Annotated in this window: 10 protein-coding genes; all 10 read left to right on the top strand. The window is 39.3% G+C overall.

Annotation, left to right across the window (positions count from 1 at the left end):
• The first annotated feature begins 25 nt into the window (after positions 1 to 25).
• Positions 26 to 1,681, top strand: a complete 1,656-nt coding sequence (locus tag LDK52_RS00410; RefSeq protein WP_277583976.1) for a peptide ABC transporter substrate-binding protein — start codon at positions 26 to 28, stop codon at positions 1,679 to 1,681.
• Positions 1,682 to 1,848: 167 nt separating this feature from the next.
• Entirely contained in the window at positions 1,849 to 2,772 is a 924-nt protein-coding gene (locus LDK52_RS00405) for a S66 peptidase family protein (protein WP_277583975.1), read from the top strand.
• Positions 2,773 to 2,785: 13 nt separating this feature from the next.
• Complete coding sequence (locus LDK52_RS00400) at positions 2,786 to 3,868, top strand: dipeptide epimerase (protein WP_277583974.1); 1,083 nt, start codon at positions 2,786 to 2,788, stop codon at positions 3,866 to 3,868.
• An 11-nt stretch (positions 3,869 to 3,879) separates the two neighbouring features.
• The gene (locus LDK52_RS00395) at positions 3,880 to 4,806 is read left to right on the top strand and encodes a C40 family peptidase (protein ID WP_277583973.1); all 927 of its coding nucleotides are present in this window, start codon (positions 3,880 to 3,882) and stop codon (positions 4,804 to 4,806) included.
• Positions 4,807 to 4,817: 11 nt separating this feature from the next.
• Positions 4,818 to 5,777 carry an ABC transporter ATP-binding protein gene (locus LDK52_RS00390; RefSeq protein ID WP_277583972.1) on the top strand — a complete coding sequence of 320 codons (960 nt, stop codon included), beginning with the start codon at positions 4,818 to 4,820 and terminating at the stop codon, positions 5,775 to 5,777.
• A 793-nt stretch (positions 5,778 to 6,570) separates the two neighbouring features.
• Positions 6,571 to 7,578 carry a ribosome small subunit-dependent GTPase A gene (gene rsgA, locus LDK52_RS00385; protein ID WP_320415324.1) on the top strand — a complete coding sequence of 336 codons (1,008 nt, stop codon included), beginning with the start codon at positions 6,571 to 6,573 and terminating at the stop codon, positions 7,576 to 7,578.
• Positions 7,579 to 7,764: 186 nt separating this feature from the next.
• Entirely contained in the window at positions 7,765 to 8,238 is a 474-nt protein-coding gene (locus tag LDK52_RS00380) for a CtsR family transcriptional regulator (protein ID WP_277583970.1), read from the top strand.
• Positions 8,239 to 8,256: 18 nt separating this feature from the next.
• Positions 8,257 to 8,802 (top strand): UvrB/UvrC motif-containing protein, encoded by a 546-nt coding sequence (locus tag LDK52_RS00375; RefSeq protein ID WP_277583969.1) that lies wholly within the window; start codon positions 8,257 to 8,259, stop codon positions 8,800 to 8,802.
• The gene (locus LDK52_RS00370) at positions 8,792 to 9,886 is read left to right on the top strand and encodes a protein-arginine kinase McsB (RefSeq protein ID WP_277583968.1); all 1,095 of its coding nucleotides are present in this window, start codon (positions 8,792 to 8,794) and stop codon (positions 9,884 to 9,886) included. The genes LDK52_RS00375 and LDK52_RS00370 overlap by 11 nt, the downstream gene beginning before the upstream one ends.
• On the top strand, positions 9,883 to 12,330 hold the full coding sequence (locus tag LDK52_RS00365; RefSeq protein ID WP_277583967.1) for an ATP-dependent Clp protease ATP-binding subunit: 2,448 nt from the start codon (positions 9,883 to 9,885) through the stop codon (positions 12,328 to 12,330). Before LDK52_RS00370 ends, LDK52_RS00365 begins: the two co-directional genes overlap by 4 nt.
• Positions 12,331 to 12,367 lie beyond the last annotated feature (37 nt).

Here is a 12,367-nt window from a genome sequence, read left to right as displayed (position 1 = left end):
TATATATTACAAAGGGGGAACTAAGATGAAGAAGTGGTTATCATTATTTGTAGTCGCGTTATTTGTTCTTGTGTTAAGTGCTTGTACAGCTACAAAAGATGCGGGTGAAAAAGCACCGGAAACTAATACTGAAAAAGAAGGGGAAGAGAAGGAAACAGTAGTAGAAACTGAAACAGAAAAAGTACTCACATTAAATAATGGGAATGAGCCGACATCATTTGATCCATCAGTAGCATTTGATGCGGTTTCTTGGAATGCATTGAATAATATAATGGAAGGTCTAGTAAGACTTTCAAAGGATCATTTGGCAGAACCTGCAACAGCTGAAAAGATTGATGTAGCAGAAGATGGTCTAACATATACATTTACCATTCGCGAAGATGCGAAATGGTCTAATGGTGACCCTGTATTAGCGAGCGATTTCGTTTATGGATGGTTGCATATGTTAAGTCCAGAAACAGCTTCTCCGGCAGCATTTTTAGCGTATTTCATTGATGGAGCAGAAGCCTATAATAGTGGGGAAGGCGCAGCTGAAGATGTTGCTATTAAAGCTTTAGAGGAAAAAGTATTCGAAGTGAAGTTGAATGCTCCAACAGAAGCATTCTTAAATATCATTACAAACCCGAGTTTCTTCCCAGTCAATGAGAAAGTGGCTACAGAGAATGCAACTTGGTTCACAGAAGCAGATACATTCGTAGGAAATGGTCCGTTTAAGTTAACTACATGGGAACATGATGTAAGCTTTACATTTGCAAAAAATGAAAATTATTGGGATGCCGACACTGTAAAGCTTGATAAAGTAGAATGGGCTATGATAAACGATTCCAATACGGAATACCAAATGTACGAAACAGGTGAATTAGATGTATCTGGTGTACCAGCGGAATTGGCTGATCAGTTAATGGATTCTCCTGAACTTAAAAATGAAGACCAAGCGGGGTTATACTTCTACCGTTTCAATGTTTCACAAGAGCCTTTTACAAATAAAAAGATCCGTCAAGCTTTTGCTTTAGCGGTTGATCAACAAGAAATCGTAGAGTTTGTAACGAAGAATGGTGAAAAACCAGCAGAAGGATTTATTCCATACGGATTTGTAGGACCGGATGGCAAAGAATTCAGAGAAACAGCAGGTAAGCTAGTAGGTTTCGATGCAGAAAAAGCAAAAACACTTTTAGCTGAAGGTATGGCAGAAGAGGGATACACAGATTTACCGGAAGTAACATTAACTTATTCTACAAGTGATACACATAAGAAAATAGCAGAAGCACTTCAAAGTAAATTTAAAGAAGTGTTAGCAGTAGATGTCACATTACAAAATGTAGAAGCAAGTGTGTTTGCGACCGAGCAAAAAGAATTTAAATACCAATTATCGCGTTCTTCCTTCTTATTTGACTATGCAGATCCAGTGAATGCATTAGAAAGTTTCATCACAGGTTCTTCTATGAACCGTACGACTTGGTCAAATGCAGAGTTTGATAAACTAATTGCAGACATCAAAAACGAAACAGACGAAGCAAAACGTTGGGAAATGCTTATCCAAGCAGATACGTTATTAATGGCTGAAATGCCTATTTTCCCAGTTCACTATTACAACCAAGTAATACTTGAAAAACCAACAGTCTCAGGAATCGTAAGACATCCAGTTGGATACATGGATTTAAAATGGGCTGACAAAGAATAAAAGCGCAAGCGCTATGCAGTTCCTGGAGCTGTACAATAAGAATAAAGATTAGTTATAGAAAGGCTGCGGTGCCTATTTTGGTACCGCCCTTTTACTTCATGTAGCTATGTTAAACTTTGTTTGTAAGTTGCTTTATCAAGGCTTTCATCATAAAGGAGAAATTACATATGAAAATTCGTCCAAAAAGACTGCAAAAAGGGGATACTATTGGAATTATTGCTCCTTCCAGTCCACCAAATTTAGAAAACCTAAAGCGTTCCTTTTCCTTTTTAGAGGAGCTTGGCTTGTCTTATCAACTAGGCAAAAGTGTAGAAAATGTACATGGTTACTTAGCTGGTACCGATGAGGAACGTTTAGAAGATTTACACGACATGTTCGCTAACCCGAATATCGCAGGAATTATATGTGCGGGTGGAGGCTATGGTTCTGCGCGTTATACAGATCAAATTGATTTTCAATTGATGCGTGAGAATCCAAAAGTTTTTTGGGGCTACTCCGATATAACCTTTTTACATACAGGGATGAACCTGTATTCCGATATCGTTACCTTCCATGGACCAATGTTAGCTTCAGATGTGGGCAAAGATACGTTCTCCGAGCTATCCCAAAAAATGTTTCAGCAGTTGTTTAATCCGATGGAGCTATATTATTCCGAAGCGATCTCTCCATTGACTCAAGTATCACCAGGCACCGTAAGAGGAGAGCTTACAGGAGGTAACTTATCACTACTTGCTAATGGTGTAGGTACGAAATATGAGGTAAACACAAAAGGAAAACTTCTCTTCTTAGAAGATGTGGGAGAAGAGCCTTACAAAGTGGACGGTATGCTTAACCAACTTCGTCAAGCTGGTATTTTAGATGCAGCGGCTGGCTTTGTCATTGGAGACTTTAGTGATGCTGAACCTAAGAAAAGAAAGGTTACTTTATCTTTAGATGAAGTGTTTGATCACTATATTGGTAAATTAGGTAAGCCTGCGGTGAAAGGATTTAAAATAGGGCATTGCGAGCCTCATTTTGCTTTTCCGCTTGGAATGGAAGCAGAATTGGATGCGAATAACTTATCTCTAACAATATTACCTGGAGTGGAATAAGGGGGAGAGAATATTGTATATAAAATCGATTGAAACATTTGATGTGGCGATTCCTCTGACTAAACCCTTTAAAACCGCTCTACGAACGGTGACAACGGCTTACTCGGTGTATGTGACTATTACGACAAGTGATGGAAAAGTTGGTTATGGTGAGGCTCCTCCGACACATGTGATTACTGGAGAGTCAATGGAAAGTATCCGATACGCTATTAACGAAATAATTGCTCCTCAGTTAATTGGTATGAACATTTTACAAAGTGAGCAGGTGTTTCAGAAACTAAACACAGCCTTAGTAAGAAATACGAGTGCGAAAGCGGCAGTAGACATGGCTATTCATGACATACTCGCTAAATATGCGGGTGTTCCTTTATATCAGTTTCTTGGAGGTTTCCGAGAAACGTTAGAGACTGATTTTACAGTTAGTGTGAATGACCCCACCGAGATGGCGGATGATGCGGAACGCTATATAAAGGATGGATTTAACGTTCTAAAGGTCAAGGTAGGTATTGGTGAAATAAAAGATGATATCCAGCGTATTCGTGCAATTCGAGAACGCGTGGGAATGACGCCAAAGTTAAGGCTTGATGCCAACCAAGGGTGGAATGCGAAAGAGGCGGTCAAAGCGATTAGTTTGATGGAGGATGCGGGTTTATCCATCCAATTTGTAGAGCAGCCAGTTCCAGCTTGGGATTTAGATGGGCTAAAGTATGTTACCGACCATACGTATACTCCAATTATGGCGGATGAAAGTGTTTTTTCTGTGCACGATGCTAAACAAGTTCTAAAAATGCGAGCTGCTGATTTGATTAACATAAAGCTAATGAAATCTGGTGGCATTTATCACGCCCTAAAAATAAATACGCTTGCCGAGGCGAGTGGCGTGGAATGTATGGTAGGCAGCATGATTGAAACGAAATTAGGCATTACAGCCGCTGCTCACTTTGCAGCTAGCCAGCCGAATATTCGCTACTTTGATTTTGACGCACCGTTAATGCTGGAAAATGATTTAATAGTCGGTGGAGTGATTTATGAAAAAAGTAATATGACATTTTCCGTTGAACCAGGATTAGGGATTGTACATGTGAATTTGGATTAGGAGGCTAAAAGATGCCAGTCGATCAAACGAAAGAGTGGGTTTGCGCTGTAAAGGTAGGAACTATTTGGACTGAACCAAATTCTGCTAGAGAGATAGATAATCCAGGAATCTCCAATCCCGTGTTATTGGTGGAATGGCTTGAGGCACTACCATTCAAAGAAAGACTAGCATTATGTAATGAAGACCGTGTGCAAACACAACTTTTATACGGAGAACCAGTACTTGTGGAAGAGATAAAGGGGGAATGGGCAAAAGTAGTTGCTATTTGGCAGCCCTCCAAAAAAGATAGTCGTGGTTATCCAGGGTGGATTCCACTTGCCCAAATAATGCCTGCTGAACAAATGGACTTCAAAGGTACTGCAAGGGTTTCTTCTGTAAAGGCTCAACTATGGGATTTACAGCATAATCCGCTACTTGTTTTACCATTTAATACTATTCTGCCGATATTGTCAGAGGATGGAATTTATTATACTGTTCAAACGCCACACGGCAAAGCATTACTATCGAAAGCAAATGCCCAATTTGCAACTTCTGTAGACCAGATTTCAAAGAGGTGTGCAGATGATGCGGTTACTCTAGGGGAAAACTATTTAGATTTGCCTTACCTATGGGGTGGTATGTCACCGTATGGCTATGATTGTTCAGGTTTTTCGTACAATATGTTAAAGGCTTGTGGATATCTAATTCCACGAGATGCAGGTGACCAAGCTTTAATGGGAGAAGAAATATCTATAGATGATTCCTCTCTTTGGAAAAAAGGGGACTTATTATTTTTTGCTAATGATGAAGGGACTGGACCAGTGAGGCATGTTGGATTTTATTATGGGAATGGACAGCTTTTACATTCGCATTCAACTGGGAAAACAGTAGAAATTTTAGTGCTAGTAGGATCTAAGTTAGAAAAGGAAATTTGTGCAGTTAGAAGATATGCCGTTTAGGGGGAATGTATATGACGGAAAAAGTTCTATTATCTGTTCAAGATTTGAAACGCCATTTTGACATTGGACATGGACAGACGTTAAAGGCTGTTGATGGGATAAGTTTTGATATCGTCAAAGGGGAAACATTTGGTCTAGTAGGAGAATCCGGTTGTGGTAAATCCACCGCTGGCCGCACTATTTTAGGATTATATAATAGAACAGACGGAAAAGTTCTATTTGAAGATAAAGATGTGCATGAGATGAGTGACAAAGAACGAACAGGTTATTTGAAAAAGATGCAAATGATCTTTCAAGATCCATATGCATCCTTAAATCCACGTTCGACTGTGTTTGAAATTATTGCTGAACCGATGGAAATACATAAATTATATAAAAAGGAAGAATTAAAGTCTAGAGTGTATGAATTACTCGAGGATGTTGGGCTTAACAGAGATCACGCTAATCGCTATCCTCATGAATTTTCTGGAGGTCAACGCCAACGAATTGGCATAGCTCGAGCTCTTGCGTTAGACCCTGAGTTTATCATTGCTGATGAGCCCATTTCTGCTTTAGACGTGTCGGTTCAAGCGCAGGTAGTAAAGTTGCTCCAACGGCTACAAAAGGAAAAAAATCTTACCTATTTGTTTATCGCGCATGATTTATCGATGGTTAAGTACATCTCAGACCGGATAGGGGTCATGTACCTCGGGCATATGGTAGAGCTGACCACAAGTAACCAATTATATGAAGATCCGCTACATCCGTATACACAGGCTTTGTTATCTGCAATTCCGATTCCAGACCCTGATATAGAGGAATCACGGGAACGTATTCTATTGCAAGGAGAGCTTCCAAGCCCTATTAACCCACCTTCAGGCTGCGTGTTCCGTACAAGATGTGCACATGCTATGTCTATTTGTGCGGAAAAAAAGCCAGTTTGGAAGGAGCAGGAGCCTGGTCATTTTGTAGGGTGTCATCTTTATAACTAAAAGGTTTTTTTATATCAAATGTTGAAGTGAAAATCATCTTTATATAAGATTTGTTCATTTGTGTAAAGGACTTAAGGCTTCTATTTATGTATTTTTCTATTTAATAAAGACTAAGTTTTTTGTCGATTTCTACTCATTCAGTTGTCTTAAGGTGGATAGGTCTGTATATGACCTTGCATATTCATTGTGTTTAATAGGATTCTTTTATTCTAATTAATGATTATTTACTACTCATTTTATTGATTGGAGTGGAATGCGGCGACTAGAGCGGGATAAACGAGAAAGTCGAGACCCCACAGGGAGCGATCATAGGAACGAAGGCTAAGTATTCCAATGCGTAGGTCGACAATTTATAATTAGAGCATCATACTGGCCCGATGAGGCTCGACCTCGCCCGCTGAAAGCGTCCGCATGAAACGAAAATCAGCAGTATAATAAAGTACCCATATACAAAATAGCAATTTACATAAATATGTATTGACTGATTGCCAATACTTGTAGTATTCTGAAAACAACTTAAAGAAAGGAGTGAGGCATTATGACAAATGTATATACGTATCCACGAATCAGTAAGTTCATGATGTCCCACTCCGTATATCTCTAACCAGATATATGCTTCTTTACTAATGACCGGGAAACCATGACTGCTGATTCGTGCAGTCATGGTTTTTTTATTGTCTAAGCTATTGCAGCATTCATGTGTAGCTCGTGCTTTTATTCACAGGGAAATTAGGAGGAAGTTAAATTGAATTTAATCGAACAATATGGTTGGAATAATAAGTGGGAAGCAAAAATGACAGGTAGTGGAATTGCGGGTCGCGTGCTACTAGAGCATAAAAATTTATATAGAGTTATGACCAATGAAGGAGAGTTACTAAGCTCGCTTTCTGGAAAATTTAAGTTTGAGCATAATAAGGAAGCATTCCCGGCAGTTGGAGACTGGGTAGTGCTGGAACAGATGCCTGGTGAGGAAAAAGGAATTATTCACGAAGTACTCCCTCGTAGCTCACAATTCTCGAGGAAAACGGCGGGATTGACAACAGAAATTCAACTAATTGCAGTAAACATAGATTTCGTATTTCTAGTAATGTCGCTTAATCATGACTTCAATGTCCGTAGATTAGAGAGATATTTATTGGCGGCATGGGATTCAGGGGCGACACCTGTTGTGGTGTTAACGAAAAAAGACGCCTGCGATGACCTAGAATATTATATTAAAGAAGTTGAGGCCATTGCTTTTGGTGTAGACATACTTGCTGTGAGTAGTGTTACAGGAGAGGGTATTGACCAACTAGGAAGTCTGTTGGCTGCCCATAAAACAGGTGCACTTTTAGGATCCTCAGGAGTAGGGAAATCTTCTTTGATTAACGCCATTTCAGGTGTTGAAGTAATGGCTGTGAATGATATAAGAGATGACGATAGCAAGGGACGACATACGACCACGCATAGAGAACTGACGCTATTACCAGCAGGTGGCTTATTAATCGATACGCCTGGTATGAGGGAATTTCAGCTTTGGGATACGAGTGATGGTATTAGTGCTAGCTTTCAGGATATCGAAGAGCTAGCATTAGCATGCCGATTCCGTGATTGCCAGCATGTAAAAGAGCCAGGCTGTGCTATTCAAGAGGCTATTAACACGGGAACGCTTAAACAAGAACGCTATACAAGTTATATAAAACTAATGAGAGAGCTTGCGCATATCGATCGCAAAAATGATGCGGTAGCTAAAAAAGCAGAAACAAATAAATGGAAGCAAATTACGAAGTCCCAACGAAATAATTACAAAAAGAAAATCTAGTCAGTCACGACTATGAAAAAGATTTAATGTATATGAATATTCATTGTTATATATCCTAAACTACAAACGACTGTTTGTAGTTTTATTTCTTTTTAAGAGCAAATCGTATCAATTGCACATGAGAAAGTTTCTCGATATAATATAGTCAAAGATAGTCAAAGTCAGTTTTTGAGAAGAGGTGAGAAGATGAAAAATATATCTGACATAATTGAAGGGTATTTGAAGGCAATTATAGAAGAAGGAAGTAAGGAACAAATTGAAATAAAGCGAAGTGAAATTGCTGAAAAATTTCAGTGTGTTCCATCTCAAATAAATTATGTGATCAATACTCGATTTACCCAAGATCGCGGCTACTTAGTAGAAAGTAAACGGGGTGGAGGTGGATATATTCGAATCCTCCGCGTTCGAGCTCATACGAAAGCTGACTTAATAGAGCATATTATACAAACACTTGAAAATGGGGCTTCTGAAACTGTAACGGAAGATATTGTTTTTCGGTTAATAGATGAGGATGTTATTTCTAAACGTGAAGCAAAACTCATTTTAGCAGCTTTAAATCGAACGACTTTAGTTATCCCGCTACCAGCAAGAGATGAACTACGATCACGTATTTTATGTGCCATGCTCTTAACAATAAAATATGAAAAAAGTGAAAAATGAACGGGGTGTGATAAAAAGGTGATTTGTGAAAATTGTAAGCAAAGACCAGCGAAAGTAACGGTTACCCAAGTGCATAACGGTGAACACTTAGAAAGACATTATTGCGAGGTCTGTGCAAATAGCCTCCACCCGTTTTATGTTGAGTACAAACAAGATCCATTATCTCTTCATCAATTATTATCGAATTGGTTTAGTCAAACAGAACAACAACCAATGCAACAAAAACAACAAAAAAACATGATAGTATGCGATGAATGTGGTTGGTCAATTCAGCGCTTTTTAGACGAAGGGAAATTTGGTTGTGCAAATTGTTACACCAGTTTCCGTCCGCAGTTACCTAATGTATTTAAGAGACTTCATAATGGCAATACAACGCATATTGGAAAGGCTCCAGGTGCGTTAGGGGAAAAAATTGCTTTAAAAAAACGCATAGATTCTATTCGCTCTCAAATGAAAGAAGCGATTGACACGGAAAGTTTTGAGGAAGCCGCAAAGCTGAGAGATGAAGTCAGAGACTTGGAAAGTCAACTTTCTACAGGAGGTGATCGAACAGATGTCAATTGAACATTTTTTAGACAACTCCATTTCTAGTTGGATGGCCGGAGAAGGAAAGCATTCGGATATTGTGATGAGCACAAGAATACGTTTAGCTAGAAATCTGAATGGCTATCGTTTTCCTTTAGCATTTACAGAAGACGAGGCGCATAAAATTGACCAATCCGTTTCCGCCACTTTGCTAGATGCAAGTGATGAATTGCAGATGAAATTCTCTTCCATTCATATAAAGGATGTATCTGAACTCAGTCGTCAGGTGTTGGTGGAAAAACATTTAATCAGTCCTAAGCTTGCTAACTCACCTATGACTGGATCGGTTTTATTGTCAGATGATGAATCTGTCAGTGTGATGGTCAACGAAGAGGATCATATTCGTATTCAATGCCTTTTTCCAGGGCTTCAAGTTCAAGAAGCCTATGACCAGGCAGATGAGTTAGATCGTGTATTAGATAAGGAATTACCATATGCATTCGACGAGCAGTTCGGGTATTTAACCAGCTGTCCTACTAACACAGGTACTGGTTTACGTGCATCTGTCATGATGCATTTACCGGCATTAACAATGACAAAGCAAATGAACAGAATTGTTACGATTATTTCAAGACTAGGAATGGTTGTTAGAGGGATTTATGGAGAGGGTAGTGAAGCGCTCGGCAATGTTTACCAAGTGTCCAATCAAACCACACTTGGTAAGTCAGAAGAAGACATACTTGCTGATCTTCAGAGTATTACCGAACAAATTATCCAAAAAGAAAGAGAAGCGCGGGATGCACTTCTAAAGCATTCAGCCAATACACTAGAAGACCGACTATATCGATCTTTAGGAACTTTATCATTTGCTCGTATCATGGCAACAGATGAAGCGGCAAGATGCCTATCAGATGTGCGATTAGGAATAGATATGGGACTCATAGAAGATATTGATGTGTCTATCTTGAATGAATGCATGGTGTTTATGCAACCAGGCTTTCTACAAAAGTATGCAGGAACTTCATTGAATACTTCTGAGCGGGATATGTTTCGCGCAAAGCTGTTAAGGGAACGATTGCAAAAAGAAGAAAAACAGAAAGCAAAAGGAGAGGAATCTGAATGATGTTTAATCGTTTTACACAAAGATCCCAAAAAGTATTACAACTAGCACAAGAAGAAGCTATACGCTTAAAGCATGAATCTATTGGAACAGAACATATACTACTTGGTCTTATCCGAGAAGGTAGCGGAATTGCTGCAAAAGCATTAGAAGCAATAGAAGTAGACCTTAAAGTAATCGAAGCAGGAATCGAGGAACTAGTAGGTGCAGGTAAAGAAGAAGTTGGACCAATTGTTAACTACACACCTCGTGCGAAAAAAGTGATTGAACTTTCAGTAGATGAGTCTCGAAAATTAGGGCATTCATATATTGGAACAGAGCATCTATTACTTGCGCTAATCCGTGAAGGAGAAGGTGTAGCGGCTCGTGTTCTAAACAATGCGGGAGTAAGTTTAAACAAAGCTCGTCAACAAGTACTTCAATTACTAGGAAGCACAGAGCAAGCACATGGTAATGGAAATAACGGTGCTGCTCCGGCTAGTACACCAACACTAGATGGCTTAGCTCGCGATTTAACACAAATTGCAAGAGAAGGCACACTGGATCCTGTAATTGGTCGTAGTAAAGAAATTACAAGAGTAATTGAAATCCTAGCTCGTCGTACAAAAAACAATCCAGTTCTAATTGGAGAGCCGGGTGTTGGTAAAACAGCTATTGCAGAAGGACTTGCACAACAAATCGTACAAAATGAAGTGCCAGAAATCCTACGCGATAAACGAGTAATGACACTTGATATGGGTACAGTTGTTGCTGGTACAAAATATCGTGGGGAATTTGAGGATCGTTTGAAAAAAGTGATGGATGAAATTCGCCAAGCAGGCAATGTTATCTTATTCATTGATGAACTCCATACGTTAATAGGTGCTGGTGGAGCAGAGGGTGCTATTGATGCTTCGAATATTTTGAAGCCAGCTCTTGCTCGTGGAGAAATTCAATGTATTGGTGCGACAACACTGGATGAATATCGAAAATATATTGAAAAAGATGCTGCACTTGAGCGTCGTTTCCAACCAATTCAAGTAGATGAGCCTTCAGTAGATGAAGCTATCCAAATTATTTACGGTCTACGTGATCGTTATGAAGCACATCATCGTGTGAAAATTACGGACGCGGCAGTAGAAGCAGCTGTGAAAATGTCAGAGCGTTATATTTCTGATCGTTTCTTGCCAGATAAAGCTATTGACTTAATAGATGAAGCAGGTTCTAAAGTACGATTACGTTCATATACTACACCTCCTAATCTAAAAGAATTAGAAGCAAAACTAGAAGCTATCCGATCGGAGAAAAATGCTTCCGTTCAGAGTCAGGAATTTGAAAAAGCCGCATCATTCCGCGACAAGGAGCAAAAGCTTAAAGATGAACTCGAAAAAATGAAAAACAATTGGAAAGAAAAGCAAGGAAAAGAAGAGTCTGAAGTAACAGTAGAAGACATTGCTGCTGTAGTGTCTATGTGGACTGGGGTACCAGTTTCTAAACTGACACAAACAGAATCTGGGAAGTTATTAAAACTGGAAGATAAATTACATGAAAGAGTTATTGGTCAAAGTGAAGCGGTGGACGCAATATCAAGAGCTATTCGTCGTGCTCGTGCAGGATTGAAAGATCCAAAACGTCCTATTGGCTCCTTTATCTTCTTAGGACCTACTGGTGTAGGGAAAACAGAGCTTGCTCGTGCTTTAGCGGAAGTGATGTTCGGAGATGAGGAAGCGATGATTCGGGTAGACATGTCTGAATATATGGAGAAACATTCAACTTCTCGTCTAGTTGGTTCACCTCCAGGATATGTAGGATTTGAAGACGGTGGACAATTGACAGAAAAAGTTCGTCGTAAACCATACTCAGTTATCCTATTAGATGAAATTGAAAAAGCGCATCCTGACGTCTTTAATATTCTTCTTCAAGTGTTAGAGGATGGACGATTAACGGACTCTAAAGGACGCACAGTAGATTTCCGTAACACGGTAGTCATCATGACATCCAATGTCGGTGCAGATGCACTAAAATTCAATAAATACGTTGGATTTAACCTAACGGAAGGCGGCAAGACAGACTATAAAGACATGAAAGGCAAAATGCTAGTAGAATTGAAAAAAGCATTCCGCCCAGAATTCTTAAACCGTCTAGACGAAATGATTGTGTTCCATTCCCTAGAAAGAGAACATTTAAAACAAATTGTTTCACTTATGACAGAGCAGTTAGCAAAACGTTTGAAAGGGCAAGGTATTGAATTAGAAATTACCGAAGCAGCACAAGATAAAATTACAACCGAAGGATATGAACCAGAATATGGTGCGCGTCCTTTACGCCGAGCAATACAAAAACATGTTGAAGATCGACTTTCCGAAGAGTTGTTAAAAGGGGAAGTATTAGATGGGCAACATGTAATATTTGATGTAGAAGACAATGAATTCGTAGTTCGCACGAAAGCTTTAGTTACAGAAGGTTAATATAGCGGGCATTCCGAAAATAATTCCGGAATGCCCT

It is taken from the genome of Psychrobacillus antarcticus (genome assembly GCF_029533155.1).
GTDB lineage: Bacteria > Bacillota > Bacilli > Bacillales_A > Planococcaceae > Psychrobacillus > Psychrobacillus antarcticus.
Note: the sequence above shows the minus strand (reverse complement) of the source record. Positions and strands in the feature narration are given on the sequence as shown.